The 18,561-nt window shown below is 66.9% G+C and carries 20 protein-coding genes; 14 read left to right on the top strand and 6 right to left on the bottom strand.

Annotated features, from left to right (window positions below; translation table 11 throughout):
• Positions 1 to 29: 29 nt before the first annotated feature.
• A complete protein-coding gene (rfaE2, locus tag GPA22_RS14525) occupies positions 30 to 518 on the bottom strand; it encodes a D-glycero-beta-D-manno-heptose 1-phosphate adenylyltransferase (RefSeq protein WP_169256779.1) in 489 nt (162 codons plus the stop codon).
• A gap of 349 nt (positions 519 to 867) precedes the next feature.
• On the opposite strand from rfaE2, the gene coxB reads away from it, so the two are divergent.
• The 11 genes from coxB (at position 868) to GPA22_RS14475 (ending at position 9,486) form a co-directional block, all read left to right on the top strand.
• Positions 868 to 1,995: a cytochrome c oxidase subunit II gene (coxB, locus tag GPA22_RS14520; RefSeq protein ID WP_211169136.1), complete on the top strand. Its 1,128-nt coding sequence runs from the start codon at positions 868 to 870 to the stop codon at positions 1,993 to 1,995.
• 56 nt (positions 1,996 to 2,051) lie between these two features.
• Positions 2,052 to 3,629 (top strand): cytochrome c oxidase subunit I, encoded by a 1,578-nt coding sequence (ctaD, locus tag GPA22_RS14515; protein WP_169256778.1) that lies wholly within the window; start codon positions 2,052 to 2,054, stop codon positions 3,627 to 3,629.
• Positions 3,630 to 3,768: 139 nt separating this feature from the next.
• Positions 3,769 to 3,891 (top strand): cytochrome oxidase small assembly protein, encoded by a 123-nt coding sequence (locus GPA22_RS22635; protein ID WP_211169135.1) that lies wholly within the window; start codon positions 3,769 to 3,771, stop codon positions 3,889 to 3,891.
• Entirely contained in the window at positions 3,888 to 4,451 is a 564-nt protein-coding gene (locus tag GPA22_RS14510) for a cytochrome c oxidase assembly protein (RefSeq protein WP_169256777.1), read from the top strand. Before GPA22_RS22635 ends, GPA22_RS14510 begins: the two co-directional genes overlap by 4 nt.
• Positions 4,452 to 4,456: 5 nt before the next feature.
• Positions 4,457 to 4,699, top strand: coding sequence for a DUF2970 domain-containing protein (locus tag GPA22_RS14505; protein ID WP_169256818.1), 243 nt, complete (start codon positions 4,457 to 4,459; stop codon positions 4,697 to 4,699).
• Between the two features lie 19 nt (positions 4,700 to 4,718).
• A complete protein-coding gene (locus GPA22_RS14500) occupies positions 4,719 to 5,570 on the top strand; it encodes a cytochrome c oxidase subunit 3 (protein ID WP_169256776.1) in 852 nt (283 codons plus the stop codon).
• 14 nt (positions 5,571 to 5,584) lie between these two features.
• Positions 5,585 to 6,310 (top strand): SURF1 family protein, encoded by a 726-nt coding sequence (locus GPA22_RS14495; RefSeq protein ID WP_169256775.1) that lies wholly within the window; start codon positions 5,585 to 5,587, stop codon positions 6,308 to 6,310.
• Complete coding sequence (locus GPA22_RS14490) at positions 6,288 to 6,944, top strand: SRPBCC family protein (RefSeq protein ID WP_169256774.1); 657 nt, start codon at positions 6,288 to 6,290, stop codon at positions 6,942 to 6,944. The genes GPA22_RS14495 and GPA22_RS14490 overlap by 23 nt, the downstream gene beginning before the upstream one ends.
• Positions 6,941 to 7,978: a COX15/CtaA family protein gene (locus GPA22_RS14485; RefSeq protein ID WP_169256773.1), complete on the top strand. Its 1,038-nt coding sequence runs from the start codon at positions 6,941 to 6,943 to the stop codon at positions 7,976 to 7,978. Before GPA22_RS14490 ends, GPA22_RS14485 begins: the two co-directional genes overlap by 4 nt.
• Positions 7,950 to 8,858: a heme o synthase gene (gene cyoE, locus GPA22_RS14480; RefSeq protein ID WP_169256772.1), complete on the top strand. Its 909-nt coding sequence runs from the start codon at positions 7,950 to 7,952 to the stop codon at positions 8,856 to 8,858. Before GPA22_RS14485 ends, cyoE begins: the two co-directional genes overlap by 29 nt.
• A gap of 34 nt (positions 8,859 to 8,892) precedes the next feature.
• Positions 8,893 to 9,486 (top strand): SCO family protein, encoded by a 594-nt coding sequence (locus tag GPA22_RS14475; protein ID WP_169256771.1) that lies wholly within the window; start codon positions 8,893 to 8,895, stop codon positions 9,484 to 9,486.
• A 46-nt stretch (positions 9,487 to 9,532) separates the two neighbouring features.
• On the opposite strand, the gene rpoH is transcribed toward GPA22_RS14475, so the two are convergent.
• Positions 9,533 to 10,381 carry an RNA polymerase sigma factor RpoH gene (gene rpoH, locus GPA22_RS14470; protein WP_169256770.1) on the bottom strand — a complete coding sequence of 283 codons (849 nt, stop codon included), beginning with the start codon at positions 10,379 to 10,381 and terminating at the stop codon, positions 9,533 to 9,535.
• A 389-nt stretch (positions 10,382 to 10,770) separates the two neighbouring features.
• Between rpoH and GPA22_RS14465 the strand changes: the two genes are divergently transcribed.
• The gene (locus GPA22_RS14465; protein WP_169256769.1) at positions 10,771 to 11,937 is read left to right on the top strand and encodes a porin; all 1,167 of its coding nucleotides are present in this window, start codon (positions 10,771 to 10,773) and stop codon (positions 11,935 to 11,937) included.
• Between the two features lie 332 nt (positions 11,938 to 12,269).
• Positions 12,270 to 13,373 (top strand): porin, encoded by a 1,104-nt coding sequence (locus GPA22_RS14460; RefSeq protein ID WP_169256768.1) that lies wholly within the window; start codon positions 12,270 to 12,272, stop codon positions 13,371 to 13,373.
• 78 nt (positions 13,374 to 13,451) lie between these two features.
• Here GPA22_RS14460 and GPA22_RS14455 read toward each other — a convergent pair whose 3' ends face one another.
• The gene (locus tag GPA22_RS14455) at positions 13,452 to 14,696 is read right to left on the bottom strand and encodes a pyridoxal-dependent decarboxylase, exosortase A system-associated (RefSeq protein WP_211169134.1); all 1,245 of its coding nucleotides are present in this window, start codon (positions 14,694 to 14,696) and stop codon (positions 13,452 to 13,454) included.
• Positions 14,693 to 16,288 carry an acyl-CoA ligase (AMP-forming), exosortase A system-associated gene (locus tag GPA22_RS14450; protein WP_169256767.1) on the bottom strand — a complete coding sequence of 532 codons (1,596 nt, stop codon included), beginning with the start codon at positions 16,286 to 16,288 and terminating at the stop codon, positions 14,693 to 14,695. The genes GPA22_RS14455 and GPA22_RS14450 overlap by 4 nt, the downstream gene beginning before the upstream one ends.
• A 149-nt stretch (positions 16,289 to 16,437) precedes the next feature.
• On the opposite strand from GPA22_RS14450, the gene GPA22_RS14445 reads away from it, so the two are divergent.
• Positions 16,438 to 16,689: an acyl carrier protein gene (locus GPA22_RS14445; RefSeq protein ID WP_211169142.1), complete on the top strand. Its 252-nt coding sequence runs from the start codon at positions 16,438 to 16,440 to the stop codon at positions 16,687 to 16,689.
• A 135-nt stretch (positions 16,690 to 16,824) separates the two neighbouring features.
• Here GPA22_RS14445 and cysQ read toward each other — a convergent pair whose 3' ends face one another.
• A complete protein-coding gene (gene cysQ, locus GPA22_RS14440; RefSeq protein ID WP_169256765.1) occupies positions 16,825 to 17,616 on the bottom strand; it encodes a 3'(2'),5'-bisphosphate nucleotidase CysQ in 792 nt (263 codons plus the stop codon).
• 11 nt (positions 17,617 to 17,627) lie between these two features.
• Positions 17,628 to 18,530 carry an acetylglutamate kinase gene (gene argB / locus GPA22_RS14435; RefSeq protein ID WP_169256764.1) on the bottom strand — a complete coding sequence of 301 codons (903 nt, stop codon included), beginning with the start codon at positions 18,528 to 18,530 and terminating at the stop codon, positions 17,628 to 17,630.
• Positions 18,531 to 18,561 lie beyond the last annotated feature (31 nt).

Genomic DNA, 18,561 nt, shown 5'->3' with positions numbered 1-18,561 from the left:
AGCGCCGCTCGCCGACGCTCGGGCGAGGGTCAGGCGCCGCGGATGCGTCCGAGCAGGGCCGTCGTCGAACGCTCGTGCTCGAACGGGATCGAGTGCACGCGGCCGCCCCAGCCGGTGACTTCTGCCGCGCCGACGATCCGGTCCACGCTCCAGTCACCGCCCTTCACCAGCACGTCGGGGCGGGCATCGAGGATGCGCTGCAGCGGGGTGTCCTCGTCGAACCACGTCACGAGATCGACGCTCTCCAGCGCCGCCATGACCGCGAGGCGGTCTTCGAGCGGATTCACCGGCCGGTCGTCGCCCTTGCCGAGCCGCTTCACCGACGCGTCGGTGTTCAGCGCCACGACCATCGCCGCCCCGAGCGCGCGCGCCTGCGCGAGATAAGTGACGTGGCCGCGATGCAGGATGTCGAAGCAGCCGTTCGTGAATACCAGCGGGCGGGGGAGTGCGGCGGCGCGCTCGGCAAGCGCTTCCGGGGGGCAGATCTTGGCTTCGAAGCCGGGGCGGGGATAGGTCATCGGGACTCGCGCGATCAAGGATATGGGCCCGCAGCGGCGCTGCAGGGCGTCGCCGATTCTATTGAACCGGGCATCAAATACAACCGTAAACGGTTTCGTCCCGACCCCGCCGTGCGGCACCCCGATCCGAACGGATCGCATTTTTCGCCGACGCCAATGTCGTGCGGGAAAACCCTGACCAGGCGACAAATGTCGCGCGCGCGGTGCCACTTATCACATATTGCGCCGCAGCATATTGACAAATAGCAAATATCCGTGTTGCGAGTGCCATTTTTGCTATGGCATGATCCATTCGGGTTCGCTGAAATACGGCTCGCAAGAGCCTGTGCATTCGATTGAGGGTAGAGACATGAGTCTTGCCGGTCGTCATGCAGTAGCCGTATTCGCCGCGCTCGCGTCGCCGGCCCTCATGGCCCAGAGTCGCTACAACCTTCAGTCCCCCGTCACCGGCATCGCCGAGCAGATCTACAACATGCACACGCTGATGTTGCTGATCTGTCTCTTCATCTTCGTGATCGTGTTCGGCGTGATGTTCTGGGCGGTGATCCATCACCGCAAGTCGAAAGGCGCCGTCGCCGCCAACTTCCACGAGAACACCGCGGTCGAGATCGCCTGGACGGTCATCCCGATCCTCATCCTGCTCGGCATGGCATGGCCGGCGACCAAGACGGTGCTGGAGATGAAGGACACGCGCGACCCGGACATCACGATCAAGGCCACCGGCTACCAGTGGAAGTGGGGCTACGACTACCTGCAGGGCGAAGGGCAGGGTATCCGCTTCGTGTCCAACCTGGCGACGTCGCACGAGCAGATCGACGGCAAGGCCGCCAAGGGCGAGCACTACCTGGTCGAAGTCGACAATCCCGTCGTCGTGCCGGTCGGCAAGAAGATCCGCGTGCTCACGACCGCGTCCGACGTGATCCATGCGTGGTGGCTGCCCGCGTTCGGCGTCAAGCAGGACGCGATCCCCGGCTTCATCCGCGACGCGTGGTTCCGCGCCGACAAGGAAGGCGTCTATCGCGGCAACTGTGCCGAGCTGTGCGGCAAGGACCACGGCTTCATGCCCATCGAGGTGCATGTCGTGTCGCAGGAAGCCTACAGCAAGTGGGTCGCCGACCGGCAGGCCGCGATGGCCGCCGCGGTGAGCGCCGGGGCGCGCGACTGGTCGCTCGCGGAACTCGTGGAGCAGGGCGCGAAGGTCTTCGCCGCGAACTGTGTCGCCTGTCACCAGGCCGACGGCAAGGGGCTGCCGCCCGCCTTCCCGCCGCTCGACGGCTCGAAAGTGGTGCTCGGCGAGGCCGCCGGGCAGATCGCAGTGGTGCTCAACGGCCGCCCGGGCACGCCGATGGCAGCCTTCGGCGAGCTGCTGTCCGACGCCGACATCGCGGCCGTCATCACCTACACCCGCAACAGCTGGAGCAACAAGACCGGCGAAGCCATCCAGCCGTCGCAGATCGCGGCGGCACGGGGCAAGTGACGCCGACCGAAGGCAGGCGAATCCGATAGCAGGACCGAAATCGTCAAGGAGGCAGCATGGCGGCAGTCATGTCCGATCACGCGCACGGCGCCCATCACGGCCCCACCGGCCTGATGCGCTGGATCACGACGACCAACCACAAGGACATCGGCACGATGTACCTGGTCTTCAGCTTCATCATGTTCCTCTCGGGGGGCGTGCTGGCGCTGACGATCCGTGCGGAACTCTTCCAGCCGGGCCTGCAGATCGTGCGGCCCGAGTTCTTCAACCAGCTCACCACCATGCACGGTCTCGTGATGGTGTTCGGCGCGGTCATGCCCGCCTTCGTCGGCTTCGCGAACTGGCAGATCCCGCTGATGATCGGCGCCAGCGACATGGCCTTCGCGCGCATGAACAACTGGAGCTTCTGGCTGCTGCCGCCGGCCGCGATCCTGCTGATCGGCTCCTTCTTCGTCCCCGGCGGTGCCACCGCGGCGGGCTGGACGCTCTACGCGCCGCTCTCGGTGCAGATGGGCATGGGCATGGACATGGCGATCTTCGCCCTCCACATCATGGGTCTCAGCTCCATCATGGGCGCGATCAACATCGTCGTCACCGTCCTCAACATGCGCGCGCCGGGCATGACGATGATGAAGATGCCGCTCTTCTGCTGGACCTGGCTCATCACCGCCTACCTGCTCATCGCCGTGATGCCCGTGCTCGCCGGCGCGGTCACGATGGTGCTGGCCGACCGCCACTTCGGCACCAGCTTCTTCGACGCCGCAGGCGGCGGCGACCCGGTGATGTACCAGCACATCTTCTGGTTCTTCGGCCACCCGGAGGTCTACATCATGATCCTCCCGGCCTTCGGCATCATCAGCCAGATCATCCCGACCTTTTCGCGCAAGCCCCTCTTCGGCTACGCGTCGATGGTCTACGCCACCGCGTCGATCGCGATCCTGTCCTTCAGCGTGTGGGCGCACCACATGTTCACGACCGGCATGCCCGCTGCCGGCCAGCTCTTCTTCATGTACGCGACGATGCTGATCGCGGTGCCCACCGGCGTGAAGGTGTTCAACTGGGTCGCGACGATGTGGCGCGGCTCGCTCACCTTCGAGCCGCCCATGCTCTTCGCGGTCGGCTTCATCTTCGTGTTCACGATGGGCGGCTTCACCGGCCTCATCTGCGCCATCGCCCCGATCGACATCCAGGTGCAGGACACCTACTACGTCGTCGCCCACTTCCACTACGTGCTCGTCGCCGGCAGCCTCTTCGCGCTCTTCGCCGGCGCCTACTACTGGCTGCCCAAATGGACCGGCCACATGCCCGACGAGCGCATCGGCAAGCTGCACTTCTGGTGCTCGATGATCTTCTTCAACGTCACCTTCTTCCCGATGCACTTCCTCGGCCTCGCCGGCATGCCGCGCCGCATCCCCGACTACGCGCTGCAGTTCGCCGACTTCAACATGATGGCCTCGATCGGCGCCTTCGGCTTCGGCCTGTCGCAACTCATCTTCCTCTATGCCGTCGTGAAATGCGTGCGCGGCGGCGAAAAGGCGTCGGCACGCGTGTGGGAAGGCGCCGAGGGACTGGAATGGACCGTCCCGTCGCCCGCGCCGCACCACACTTTCGAAGAAGCGCCGGTGGTGAGATGAACACGCGGTCACGCTTCCCCGATGCGAGCGCCGGATGGGGTATCCGCGGCGCAGGCGAGGACTGTCTGAGCCCGCAGAGCGAGTTCCGCAGCCTGCAGAGCGGATACCCCGTCCGGCGCGGATCGAAGGCTGCAGCACAATGACGCGCAACGACGATCCCGCCCGCCGCGCCGCCAATCGCCGCACGGCCCTCCTGCTGGCGGCCGTCGCGCTCGCATTCTTCGTTGCCGCCCTGTTCAGCTTCAAGGGGCCCGCGCCATGACCACGCAAGGCCGCGTCGCCGCGGAAAACCGCCGCCTCCTCGTGCGCCTCGCCATCGCCGCCGTCGTCATGTTCGGCTTCGGCTTCCTGCTCGTGCCCTTCTACGAAAAGATCTGCGAAGTCACCGGCATCAACAACCTGATCAAGCCCGACACCGTCGCCAACACCCAGGTCGACCTCGCGCGCTCCATCACCATCCAGTTCGACGCCAACACCCACGACCTGCCGTGGCAATTCCGCCCGCTGCAAACCCAGATCAGCGTCCACCCCGGCGAACTCGCCACCGTCGCCTACGAAGTCTCCAACACCCGCAGTGAACCCGTCACCGGCCAGGCCGTCCCCAGCTACGGCCCGCAGCTGGCCGGACAATACTTCCGCAAGCTCGAATGCTTCTGCTTCGCCAGGCAGACGCTCGCCGCCGGCGAAACGCGCACCATGCCCGTCGCCTTCGTCGTCGACCCCGGCCTGCCCGCGGACGTCCGGGTCATCACGCTCTCCTACACCTTCTTCGAAGTCGCCGCGCGCCGCGTCGCCGGCGAAGGTGCGGGAGGCAATTCGTGATCGCCATGCAAAACCACGACCCGCACGCGCCCCGCAACGAGCCCGCCACGCCGCCGCGCGCCGGATTCCTCGCCACGCTGCGCGCCGTGCTGTGGTCCTTCATCGGCATACGGCGGCGCCACGATTACGAGAGCGACGCCCACTCGCTCGACCCGCGCGCGGTCATCGTCGCCGGCCTGCTCGCCGGGCTCGTGTTCGTGCTGACCATCATCGCCGTCGTGCGCCTGGTGGTCGGCTCATCGGGGTAGGGAAGGAAGGAGACCGCACATGACGCAGACCTTCGAAAAATACTTCGTGCCCGAGCCCTCGAAGTACCCCATCTTCGGCTCGGTCGCGCTGCTCCTCTTCACCGGCGGCGCCACGATGTGGCTCAACGGCATCCAGGCCGGGCCGTGGATCTTCTTCCTCGGCATCGCCGTGCTCGTTATCATGCTGTTCGGCTGGTTCGGCCAGGTCGTGCACGAATCCGAAGGCGGCAAGTACGGCCACAGGGTCGACCGCTCCTTCCGGTGGTCGATGGCCTGGTTCATCTTCTCCGAAGTCATGTTTTTCGCCGCCTTCTTCGGCGCGCTGTTCTACGCCCGCGTGCTCGCCGTGCCCTGGCTCTCGACCGGCGATACGGCGCAGCTGCTGTGGCAGGGCTTCGTCGGCGGCTGGCCCACCGCCGGCCCCGACAAGCCCGACGCCTTCACGCCGATGACCGCCTGGGGCATCCCCGCGCTCAACACCCTGATCCTCCTGAGTTCCGGCGTCACCCTCACGTGGGCGCACCACGGCCTGCGCAACGACAGGCGCGGCCAGCTCAAGCTCGGCCTGCTCGTCACCATCCTGCTGGGCCTGCTCTTCCTCGGCCTGCAGATCTACGAATACCGCCACGCCTACGCCGAACTCAACCTGCGTCTCGACACCGGCATCTACGGCTCCACCTTCTATTTCCTCACCGGCTTTCACGGCATGCACGTCACGGTCGGCGCGATCATGCTCACGGTGATGCTCGGCCGCGCGATTGCCGGCCATTTCACGCCCGACAGCCACTTCGGCTTCGAAGCCGCCGCGTGGTACTGGCACTTCGTCGACGTCGTGTGGCTGCTGCTCTTCCTCGTCGTCTACCTGTTGTGAGCAGGACTGTCCGGATGAGCCTGCGCCGCAACGCCCGCCCGCACCCCGTGCCGCTGCTCGCCGGCATCGCGCTCGCGCTGCTCACGCTGCAACTGGGCAACTGGCAGACACGCCGCGCAGCGGAAAAGGCCGAGCTGCAGGCGGCATACCGCGCGGCTGTCGAACGCCCGGCACAGCCCCCCGGTGCGATGCCCCCGGCCGACTGGCAGAAACTCGAACTCCGCGGCGAATGGCTCCCCGGGCGCAGCATCCTGATCGACAACCGCGTGCACCAGGGCCACGCCGGCTACCACGTCGTCACGCCGATGCAGCTCGCAGGGCAGGGGGGCGTCGTGCTCGTCAATCGCGGCTGGATCGCGGCGTCAGCCGACCGGACGCAACTTCCCCGGATCGACAATCCGCCCGGCGCGATCGTCGTCACCGGCCGTGTGCGCCATCCCGACGCCAAACCCTTCCTGCTCGGGGGCGACACGTCTTCGGGCCCCGTCCGGCAGGCCCTCGATCTCTCCCGCTACCGCGCCGAAACGCATCTGCCGGTCGCCGACTTCTACGTGCAGCAGACCAGCCCCGCCGCCGACGGCCTGATCCGCGACTGGCCCGAACCCGACGCCGGCATCGACCGTCACCGCGGCTACGCCCTGCAGTGGTACGCCCTCTCGGCGCTCGCGACCGCACTCACCCTGTGGTACCTGTGGAACGCTTTCCGGAGCCCCCGGCATGACCAGCGCAAGCCTGTCTGACCGTTCGCCCGCAACGCCCGCGCAAACCCGTGCCGGGCGCCGCACGCTCGCGCTGCTCGCCTTCGTCTGCGTGCTGCCCGTCGCCGCCTCCTATTTCGCGTACTACGTCTGGCAACCCGAAGGGCGCACGAACTACGGCGAACTGCTCGTCCCCGCCGCCCTGCCCGACGCCGTCCTGCCGGGCGTCGCCGGCCAGCCGGATTTCGCCCGCAGCGAGCTCGATGGCCGCTGGACGCTGCTGTTCGCCGCGCCCGGTACCTGCGACCGCGCCTGTGCCGAGGCCCTCTATGCGATGCGCCAGTCGCGGCTCGCGCAAGGCGAGGAGATGGACCGCGTCGCGCGCCTGTGGCTGGTGTCCGACGCCGCGACGCCGGCCGACGACCTGCTCGCGCCCCATGCCGGCCTGCGCCTCGCCCGCGCCACGCCGGCCTGGCTTGAACGGCTGCCCGGCGCGGAGCGTGGCCGCCACGTCTATCTGGTCGATCCGCGCGGCAGCGTGATGATGCGCTTCCCCGAGAACGCCGACCCGCGCCGCGTCGTCAAAGATCTGCAACGCCTGCTCAAGTATTCGGCGCTCGGCCGGGGGCAGTCGCCCCGGCCGAACTCCGCCAACCCGATGCGGACTCCGGGATGACCGCCTACCGCCGCCTGATTCTCCTCGCACTCGCGCTGACGACCCTCGTCGTGGTCTTCGGCGCCTACGTCCGCCTTTCCGACGCCGGCCTCGGCTGCCCCGACTGGCCGGGCTGCTACGGCCAGGTGAGCCCGCATCACGCCGCCGACGAGATCCGCGACACCCATGCCGCCGACCCGCAGGGGCCGGTCAGCCTGCAGAAGGCGTGGAAGGAAATGATCCACCGCTACCTCGCCGCCAGCCTCGGCCTGCTCATTGTCGCCATCGCTGTCCTCGCGTGGCGCCGGCGCGGCACGGCGGGGGCCTCCCCACGGATCGCCGCCGCGCTCGTCGCCGTCGTGATCTTCCAGGGGCTGCTCGGCAAGTGGACCGTCACGCTGCTGCTCAAGCCCGCCATCGTCACCGCCCACCTCCTGGGGGGGCTGACGACCCTGGCCCTGCTTGCGTGGCTCGCCTTGCGCGTGCATGCGCTGCCACGCGTCGCCGTCTCGCGCCGCCTGGCCGGCCTCGCGCGCGCCGCCTTCATATTGCTGGCCCTCCAGATCGCGCTCGGCGGCTGGACCAGCACCAACTACGCTGCGCTTGCCTGCACCGATTTCCCCACCTGCCAGGGCAGCTTCCAGCCCGCGGCCGACTACGCGAACGCCTTCCACGTCGTGCGCGAGCTCGGCATGACGGCCGACGGCGAAGCGCTCCCGCTCGCGGCACTCACCGCCATCCACTGGTCGCACCGCATCGGCGCGCTGCTTGCCGCCACCGCGCTGCTGGCGCTCGGCTGTGCCCTGCTGCGCCGGACAGCGACGCGCCGTTTCGGTGTCGTCCTGCTCGCCGCGCTCGCCGCCCAGCTCGCCCTGGGCATCGCCAACGTCACGTCCAGCCTGCCGCTGCCGCTCGCGGTCGCGCACAACGCGGGCGCTGCGGCGCTGGTCATGGTGATGGTCTGGATCAATCACGGCCTGCGCGGGACCCGCCTCCCCGTACCGGCCGCGCAGAGGAGGGCAGGCCATGCCGGCCGCGAAAGTTCATACGCCTGAATCCCATATCGCGGGATCGCGCCTGCACGCCTTCTACGTGCTGACGAAGCCGCGCGTCAATACGCTGATCGTCTTCTGCGCCATCATCGGCATGTTCCTCGCCGTGCCCGACGGCCTGCCCCCGCCGGCCCTCGTGCTCGCCGCCACCGTCGGCATCGCCTGTGTCGCCGGCGCCGCAGCGGCAATGAATTGCCTCATCGAAGCGCACATCGACGCCCGCATGAGCCGCACCCGCGGTCGCCCGCTGCCGCGCGGCGAAATCACCCCGCGCGAAACGCTCGCCTTCGCCACCGCCCTCGGCGGCACCGGCCTCGTCCTGCTGCACCAGCTCGTCAATCCGCTCACGATGTGGCTCACGCTCGCCACTTTCGTCGGCTACGCGGTCGTCTACACCATCTTCCTCAAGCCGCGCACGCCGCAAAACATCGTCATCGGCGGCGCCTCCGGCGCCATGCCCCCGGTACTCGGCTGGGCTGCCGTCACGGGCGAGGTCAGCGCCGACGCGCTGCTCCTCTTCCTCATCATCTTCGCCTGGACCCCGCCGCATTTCTGGTCCCTCGCGCTCTACCGCAGCGCCGACTATGCGCGCGCCGGGCTGCCGATGCTGCCCGTCACCCACGGCCCGGAATTCACGCGCCTGTCGGTGCTGCTGTATACATGCATCCTCTTCGGCGTCACGCTGCTGCCCTTCGCCACGCGCATGAGCGGGCTCCTCTACCTGATCGCCGCGGCCGCGCTCGGCGGCGCCTTCCTCGGGCACGCCTGGCGGCTGTACCGCGACTACAGCGACGCCCGCGCGCGACGCGCCTTCCGTTTCTCCATCCTGTATCTCTTCTTGCTCTTCGCGGCGCTGCTGGCGGATCATTACCTGCGTTTCTGATCCATCGTTTCGATTCGCCTCATTCCGGGAAAAGATGCTCCGCGCCCTGATCGTCGCCGCAACCCTTGCGGTTGCCACCCTCGCTGCCTGCTCCAGCCCCAGCTCCGCCACCACTTTCCGCGCCACCGACATCACCGGCGCCGACTACGGCAAGGGGCTCGCGCTGTCCGACCACAACGGCACGCCGCGCACCCTCGCCGACTTTCGCGGCAAGGTCGTCACGCTGTTCTTCGGCTACACGCAGTGCCCCGACGTGTGCCCGACCAACCTCGGGACCATGGCCGAAGCCATGCGCCAGCTCGGCCCCGACGCGGCGCGCGTGCAGGTCCTCTTCGTCACCGTCGATCCCGAGCGCGACACGCAGCAGCTCCTGGCCCAGTACGTCCCGGTGTTCGACCCGCACTTCCTCGGCCTGCGCGGCGACGCGGCGCAGACGGCCGCGGTGGCGAAGGAATTCCGCGTCTTCTACCAGAAGAGCGGCGACACCTCCGGCCCCAACTACACCGTCGACCACTCCACCGGCACCTACGTCTTCGACCCCACCGGCCGGGCACGCCTGTACGTGAAGCACGGCGAGACCGCCGAGAACATCGTCGCCGACCTCCGCACCCTGCTCGCCGGAAAATGAAAACGGCAGCCAGTGGCTGCCGTTCGCGTGCGGGCCGGAAAACCGCTCAGGCTGCGAGCAGCCCGCGCATCTTCTGCAGCGCCTTCGCCTCGATCTGGCGGATGCGCTCCGCCGAGACGCCGTACTCCGCCGCCAGTTCATGCAGCGTCGCGCTGTCGCCTTCCGCCAGCCAGCGCCGCTGCACGATATTGCGGCTGCGTTCGTCCAGGCGCGCGAGCGCCTCGTGCAAGCCGACGTCGTGCAGGTGCGCAAGCTCGGCGCGCTCCAGCACCTGCGACGGCTCCGCGTGCGGATCGGGCAGGTAGGCGATCGGCGCGAAGCGCTCATCGTCGTCGTCGCTGTCGCCCTCGAGCGGGATGTCGCGCCCGGTCAGGCGCGTCTCCATCTCGATGACTTCCTCGGGCTTCACGCCCAGCTGCGCCGCGACCGCGTGGATCTCGTCGCCGCTCAAGGTCGTCGAATCCTGCTTCAGGCTGCGCAGGTTGAAGAACAGCTTGCGCTGCGCCTTCGTCGTCGCGATCTTCACCAGCCGCCAGTTCTTCAGCACGTACTCGTGGATCTCGGCCTTGATCCAGTGGATCGCGAACGACACCAGCCGCACGCCGCGCGTCGGGTCGAAGCGCTTCACCGCCTTCATCAGCCCGATGTTGCCTTCCTGGATCAGGTCCGCATGCGGCAACCCGTAGCCGAGATAGCCGCGCGCGATCGCCACCACCAGGCGCAGGTGCGACATCACCAACCGGCGCGCCGCCTCCACGTCGCCCTCGTCGCGCAACCTGGTCGCCAGTTCCACCTCCTCGCGTTCGGTGAGCAGCGGAATGCGATTCACCGACTGGATGTACTGATCGATGCTGCCGGCGGCAGACGGAACGGGGAACGACAGGGCTTGGCTCATGTACAGTGGTCCTCCATGCGCGTGATTTTAGCACTCAACGCCTCAGAGTGCTAAAGCCGGCCGCGAGTTCCCATGCGAGTGGTCCCGGCTATGCAGCAGGCGTGGAATTTACCGCGCCCCCTACCCGCGTCGGGTAGCACGACGGACCGGAACGCGGGCTGGCAGGGGATCCGCAGCGACGCGGATGCTCGCCCGCAAATTACAGGCGGCTGCCGCATTGGCGTCTTGTTGCGCCTGTGCAACAACTTTTATCCATTTGCCGTGTTCCGCGCGAACGATTCTTGCACCGCCGCGCGCCCCTTAAGCACAATCGTGGCAACTTCTCGCTTGAGAGGTAAGTCGGGCCGGGGTCATGACCGCGGCTTCAGCTTCAATTAGAGGAGAAATACATGCAGAAGAAACTGATCGCCCTGGCCATCGCTGGCCTGGCGTCCGCTCCGGTTTTCGCGCAGTCCAACGTCACCGTGTACGGCGTGGTCGACGCTACCGTGGAATCGGTGCAAGCGAAGGGCGGCAACGCTGCCGACATCGAGCGTCGCACCCGCGTCACCTCGAACAGCTCGCTGATCGGCTTCCGCGGCACCGAAGACCTCGGCAACGGCCTGAAGGCCCTGTTCCAGGTCGAAAGCGGCTTCAACGCCGACGGTTCGGGCACCAGCACCCTGGCAACCCGTGACACCTTCGTCGGCCTGACCGGCGGTTTCGGTACCGTCCAGCTCGGCAAGCTCACCACGTTCATGCGTCAGGCGGGTGCCAAGGTCGACTTCAACCCGGCTGCGACCGGCATCGGCTTCCAGGCTGCCACCTACGGCACGATCGGCGGCATCAAGACCGGCGTCGACGAGCGCATCAACAACGCCGTCATGTACACGTCCCCGAACTTCAGCGGCTTCGCTGCTCAGCTCGCCTACTCGGCCGGTGAGAACAAGCTGGATCGGACCGCACCTGCGGAAGACGTGAACGCGAACGCCTACCAGCTGGCTGCGGCCTACGAGAACGGCCCGCTGTACGTGTCGGCCGGCTACGCGCTGTCGAAGGATCCGAGCGCCGCGGCCAACCCCGGCAATGGTAACTTCGCGGGCACTTTCGGCCTGGGTGGCAACGCCAGCGACAAGCTGAAGACTGCCCGTGTCGCCGCCAAGTACACCTTCCCGACCAATACCTCGATCTCGGCTCTGTGGGATCAGACGAAGTACGAAGCCGATCTGTCGATTGCTTCGACGGAAGCCAAGCGCACCGCCTGGATGGTTGGCGCCGAGCAGAAGTTCGCCGGCAACCAGGCCGTCTATCTGCAGTACTCGCGTTCGCAGAAGATCAAGGAAGAGGTGTGCGTCGATGGTATCGGATGCGCCGACCTGGACGGCAAGACCCAGTTCGCGCAATGGACCCTCGGCTATACCTATAGCCTGAGCAAGCGCACGATGGTCAAGGCCTACTACACGCGCATCAACAACCAGCGTGAGTCGAATGTCGACTTCTACCTGAGCAGCATCGGTGGCGTTCGCGCCGACCAGGACCCGACCGGCTTCGGTCTGGGCCTGCGTCACACCTTCTAATTCCGGCTCGTCCGGAATTGGTCAAAACGGGCGCTTCGGCGCCCGTTTTTTTGTCTACGTTGCCTGCTAATGGCGGCAACGCAACGGCGTCTGGCGCCGCTTCCTTCAACAGACCGGCGTTCGCACGCGATGCCCGCAATAAGGGTCTTCCTTCTGTTGCATGCATGCGACAGTTCTGTGACGATCGGGTAAGGTTCTCCTCCCCTGCATTGTTGCGCCCCCTATAATCGCGCGGTGCCTCTGCATCGGGCATGGATCCTCACACGGGATGCCATGCGCGCAAGTTGCAGAAAGCCGACAATCAAATCCATTACAAGTGGGGAGTCGAATCAATGCTGAACGTCAAGACGCTGGCCATCGCGCTGGCTGCCATCGGTGTCGCCGGCGCCGCCCAGGCGCAATCCAATGTGACCATCTATGGTCGCGTGAATACCTCGCTGGAACAGACCAAGATCGAGGGCCAGGAGAGCGTCACTAAACTGGTTAACAACAGCTCCCGTATCGGTTTCCGCGGCAACGAGGATCTCGGAAACGGCCTGTCGGCGCTGTTCCAGGTCGAGAGCCGTTTCGAGTCGGATTCCGGTGGCGGCAATCTCGCCAGCCGCGACACTTTCGTCGGCCTGAAGAGCAACAGCCTGGGTACGGTCAAGCTCGGCTACCTCACCAGCCCGCTGTACTACGCGACGCATGACTACCTGGGCATGCACAACCACGACACCGGCAACTCGTCGGATGCCTTCCTGTGGGTGCCTGCCTTCGACCCCGAGAACTTCTTCATCCGCAACTCGGTCGCCTACGCGAGCCCGACCTTCGGTGGCGGCTTCACGTTCGAAGCCCAGTACTCGGCGTTGAACGAGCAGGCGGTCAAAACGGCCACTCGCAACGATCGTCCGGCGCACTACTCCGGGACGCTGAATTACGACAACGGCCCGCTGCACGTCGGCTTCGGCTACGCGCAGACCAACCGCTTCTTCAACTTCGCCCAGGGCAAGAGCAAGGACAGCATGCTGGCGCTGGCCGGCGTGTATGACTTCAAGGCGGTTGTCGTCGGCGCCCTTGCCGAGCACGACAGGTCGGAGAACGGCGGCCTGCAGGACATCACGGGGCTGACCGGAGACCATTCGCGCAACTACTACCGCGTCGCCGTGATGGTGCCGGTCGGTGCCAACGAGTTCCACGTGAACTACGGCGTCGCGCGCGACTGGAGCGACACCAGCGATACGGGCGCGAAGCAGCTCACGCTGGCGTACAACTACAACCTGTCCAAGCGTACCAAGGTCTACGCGCAGTGGACGAAGATCGACAACGACAAGCAGAAGGTGTCGACGGCCACCGGCGGCGCGTATGACGGCGGCGGCGCGTACAGCTTCCTGTCGGGTACGGGGTTGGGCCTGGACAACACCTCGATCGGTGTCGGCCTGCGTCACAACTTCTGATCGTCCGACGACGGTCTGACCGCAACGGGCGCTTCGGCGCCCGTTTTCATTTCGCGGTCCTGCGAACCTGCAGCGCTGTCAGATCAATACTTCGGTTACGGCAGGATGGCCGAGGAAGGCCTGCGGGCTCGCGCTGGCACCGTAGGCGCCCGACTGGTGAATGACCACCAGGTCGCCCGGTTCTGCCTCCGGCAGCGGCATCCGGTCGGCAAGCAGATCGAGCGGCGTGCATAGCGGTCCGACCACCGACACCGGCTCGCCCGTCACCGTGCCCATCCGGTTTCCGATTGCGACCGGGTAGTTCTTGCGGATCACCTGGCCGAAATTTCCCGATGCGGAAAGGTGGTGGTGAAGGCCGCCGTCGGTGACGAGGTAGGTGTGGCCGCGCGAGACCTTCTTGTCGACGACCCGGCACACGTAGAGGCCCGCCTCGCCGACGAGGTAGCGTCCCAGTTCGATGACGAGCGCAGCCTGAGGGAGCTCGCGTGCCGCGTCGCCGACGAGCGTGGCGAGGTTCTCGCCGATCGGTGCGAGATCGAGCGCCTGTTCGCCGGGGAAGTACGGAATGCCGAAGCCGCCCCCGAGATTCAGGAACTTCACCGGCGCGGGCGCCGACTCGGCGAGGCGCACGGCGAGCTCGAAGCATTTGCGTTGCGCTTCGACGATCGCGTCTGTCTTGAGGTTCTGCGATCCGGCGAAAAGGTGGAAACCTTCGAACGCGAGGCCTGCGCGGCCGATTTCGCCGAGCAGCTCGGGGACTTGTTCCGCATCGACCCCGAACTGTTTCGGTCCACCACCCATTTTCATCCCCGACGACTTCAGTTCGAAGTCGGGATTGACGCGGACGGCGACGCGTGCCGGGACCCCCAGCACGGCAGAGGCGGCCGCCAGCGGAGCGATCTCGCGGAACGATTCGACATTCACGAGGATGCCGGCGGCGACTGCCTGCATCAGCTCCGCGTCGCGCTTGCCCGGCCCGGCAAAGCTGATGTCGTGGGGGGCGACGCCGGCGTCGAGGGCCACGCTCAGCTCGCCGGCTGACGCCACGTCGATGCCGTCGACCAGCCTCGCCATGTGGCCGACCAACGCCGGCATCGGGTTCGCCTTCATCGCGTAGTGCAACTGGATCGCCGCGGGCAGTGCCGCGCGCAGTTCGGCGATTCGCCGGGTCAGCAGCCCTCGGTCGTAGGCGTAGAAGGGCGTGCGGCCGACCCGCGCAGCGAGCCGGGTGAGCGGGATGCCGCCGACGAGGAGCTCGCCGTTTTCGCTCGCGAACTGCGTCATCGGCGCGTGGACCGGGGGGGATTTCGCGGCGCCACTCATCGGGCGGCCTCCTGCATTTCGCCGGCGAGCGCCTTGCGGTCGATCTTGCCGTTGGGGTTGCGCGGCAAGGGGCCGCTGCGCACTTCGATGCATGCCGGCACCATGTAGGCGGGCATCCGGCCGCGGCAGTCGGCGAGCAGCGCCGCCGTGTCGAGCGTCGTGCCCGGGGCGGGTGTTGCGACGATGCAGATTGCCTGGCCGAGCGCCGGATGCGGCAGTCCGAAGGCGACGCATTCGCCGACGCGGCCCGTGCCATAGACGATCTCCTCGATCTCCGTGGGACTCACGCGATAGCCGGAAGTCTTTATCATCTCGTCGCGCCGGCCGATGAAATACAGGAAGCCTTCCTCGTCGCGGCGCACGGTGTCGCCCGAGAACACGGCGATCTCGGGGAGCATCAACCCGGCGTCGCGCCCGCCGATGCCGGCGGGCAGCGGCTTGTAGCGCTCGGCGGTCTTCTCCGGATCGTTCCAGTAGCCCATGCCGACCAGTGCGCCGCGCTGCACAAGCTCGCCGGGTTCGTTCGGCGCGCATTCCGTGCCATCCTCGCGCAGCACCAGCACCTCGGCGTTCGGGATCGCCTTGCCGATCGAATCGGGCCGGCGGTCGACCTCCTCGGGCGACAGGTAGGTCGCGCGGAAGGCTTCGGTCAGACCGTACATCAGGAAGAGGCGGGTGCGCGGCAGCCTGGTGCGCAGCGTTTTCAGCGTCTCGAAGGGCATGCGCCCACCGGTGTTGGCAATGTAGCGGAGGTGCTCACCGACGGTCTCCGGCCAGTCGAGTCCCGCCAGCTGGATCCACAGGGGCGGCACCGCAGTGAGTCCGGTCACGCGCTCGCGCACGACTGCGTTGAGCACATCGCGCGGCAGCAGGTAGTCGATCAGCACTACGCGCGCGCCTGCGTGGAAGGCCGTCGTGAGTTGCGAGAAGCCGGCGTCGAAGGACAGCGGCAGCGCCGCGAGCAGGGTGTCGCCGGCATCGTTATCGAGGTATTGCGCGACGCTGCGCGCGCCGGTGACGACGTTGCGGTGGGACAGCACCACGCCCTTGGGGCGCCCGGTGCTGCCCGAGGTGTACAGGATCGCCGCCATGTCGGTGTCGATCACGCGATGTCCGGCGCGTGCGGGGGCGGCCGCAAGCTCGCTCCAGCGATGCACGGTCGCCCCTTCGACCGTCGGCGACTCCGCCGGCGTACCGACCAGCACTACCTGGCGCAGGTCGTGGCACTGCGCCAGCACCGGCTGCAGCAGCGCGAGCCGCTCGGCGCTCGTCACCAGCACGCGGACGTTGCAGTCGCGCAGGATATGCCCGACCTGCTCGCCCTTCAGCAGGGGATTGACCGGCACGAACGTCCCGCCGGCGGTACTCGTCCCGAAAGCGGCGGCGACGAATTCGATGCGCTTGTCGAGGTAGATCGCGACGCGCTCTGCCCGCGCAAGGCCCAGCCCGAGCAGTCCCCGCGCGAATGCACCGCACTGGGCTTCAAGTTCCGCGTACGATAAAGTTTGCGTGCCGCGTGTCAGTGCCGTTTGTGCGGGATTGCGCACCGCGGCGGCGCGTATCAGGTCGTGAAGCAGGGCGGTCGGCATCATTTTGCGGTCGTCAGGGTGGGCATTGCGCATTCTTTCCCGCCGCGGAGGGGGCCGGGCAGGTATGGACCGGAAGTATAATGCGCGACTTCCGCGTCGCGCGGACGGTTGCCCCAGGAAAATACGTTGGTAGGTGCAGTGAGGTTTTTGCCTTGAACATCCAGGAACAGGTCTTGGCCCTGCTCGACGAAGTGTTGAGCCTCGATGGCCGCGGTTTGCAGTTCGACGCCGATACGGCGCTGCTCGGCAGCGTGCCCGAACTCGACTCGATGGCCGTGCTCGCCGTCATCCACACAATCGAGGAGCGCTTCGGTATCGAGGTGCCGGACGACGAGATCGACGGCAGTTCCTTCGCCACGGTCGGTACGGTGGTCGACTTCGTTTCCCGTCTCTGCGCCCGCTGAAAGGTCTCTGGTCGGGCAATGCCGGCGTCGCCGGCAGGGCAGAGACCGAAATGGGGAGGTTCGCCGCACACCGCTGCGGCCGTGGATCAGCAATCCGTGCAGGGCAATGATCGGCAGCCGGACTGTGTGTCTCGGTCACCCGGGCGCTGTGCCTTCCTCGAAGCCCCATGCGACGAAGTGCGGATTCTCGAAGCCCGGTTTGGCATAACCGAGGGGACGCCCATCGAGTTCGGCCACGCGCCCGCCCGCAGCGGCCAGCACCGCATGGCCGGCGGCGATGTCCCATTCCATCGTGCGCCCCAGACGCGGATACAGATCGGCTTCGCCTGTGGCGATCAGGCACAGCTTCAGCGACGATCCCGCACTGGCGAGTCTGGCGACCTTGCGTCCGGCAAGGAAGGCATCGAGCGCTGCCGTATCGCCGTGTGAGCGGCTGGCGACGACGGTGAGGCCTTCGGACGGCGGCACGCGACAGCGGATCGCATGCCGGCCCTGTCCGTCCTCGACAAAGGCGCCGGCGCCGGCCAAGCCCGCGTACAGCTTGCCGAGGGCTGGCGCCAGCACCACGCCAAGCAGCGGCCGGCCGTTCTCGACGAGCGCGATATTGACCGTGAACTCGCCGTTGCGCTTGATGAATTCTTTGGTCCCGTCGAGCGGATCGACGAGCCAGAAGCGCTCGCCGATCGCCGGAACACGTCCCGCTGCGACCGCCTCTTCGGCCACTACGGGAATGTCCGGCGCAAGGAGTGCGAGTCCGGCGAGGATGACCGCTTCGGCGCGCTCGTCCGCCTCGGTGACCGGCGATGCGTCGTCCTTGCCGCGTACTGAAAAATCGGTCGCGTACACCGACATGACGACCTCGCCGGCCTGGCGCGCAATCGGCAGCAGGCGCTCGAGGAGATCGGGCAGGTGATGATGATCCGACACGGGGCCCGCCGTTACTTGCTCTTGATCATCGTGCCGACGCCGTGGTCGGTCAGGATCTCCAGCAGCAGGCAGTGCTCGACGCGGCCGTCGATGATGTGCACCGACTTCACGCCGTTGCGCGCCGCGTCCAGTGCCGAACCGATCTTCGGCAGCATCCCGCCCGACAGCGTGCCATCCTCGACGAGGCCGTCGATCTGGCGCGGCGTGAGGCCGGTCAGCAGTTTGCCGTCCTTGTCGAGCACGCCGGGTGTGTTCGTCAGCAGCACGAGTTTCTCGGCCTTCAGGATTTCGGCGAGCTTGCCGGCGACCACGTCCGCGTTGATGTTGTAGGTTTCCCCGTCCTCGCCGACGCCGATCGGTGCGATCACCGGGATGAAGTCGCCCTTGTCGAGGAAGGAGATCAGGCTCGGGTCGATCTGCGTGATCTCGCCGACCTGGCCGATATCGACGAGGTCTCCCGGGGGCGCGTCCTTCTTCTGCATCAACAGCTTCTTCGCGCGGATGAAGTTCGCGTCCTTGCCGGTCAGGCCGACGGCCTTCCCGCCTGCCTGGTTGATGAGGTTAACGATCTCCTTGTTGACCTGACCGCCCAGCACCATCTCGACGACTTCCATCGTCTCCGCATCGGTCACGCGCATGCCCTGGACGAACTCGCCCTTCTTGCCGACGCGCGCGAGCAGGTTCTCGATCTGCGGGCCGCCGCCGTGCACGACGACCGGGTTCAAGCCGACCAGTTTCAGCAGCACGACGTCGCGCGCGAAGCAGTCCTTCAGCTTCGGATCGGTCATCGCGTTGCCGCCGTACTTGATGACGATCGTCTTGTCGAAGAAACGCTTGATGTAGGGCAGGGCCTCCGCGAGGATTTCGGCCTTCAGCGCGGGCGTCACCTTGCCGGTGTCGGGGGAGTCGGACATGGCAGCTTCCTGAATGATTGTGCGCCGCCAT

Origin of the sequence: Aromatoleum toluvorans (genome assembly GCF_012910905.1) — a bacterium.
In the GTDB taxonomy this organism is placed as follows: Bacteria; Pseudomonadota; Gammaproteobacteria; order Burkholderiales; family Rhodocyclaceae; genus Aromatoleum; species Aromatoleum toluvorans.
Note: the sequence above shows the minus strand (reverse complement) of the source record. Positions and strands in the feature narration are given on the sequence as shown.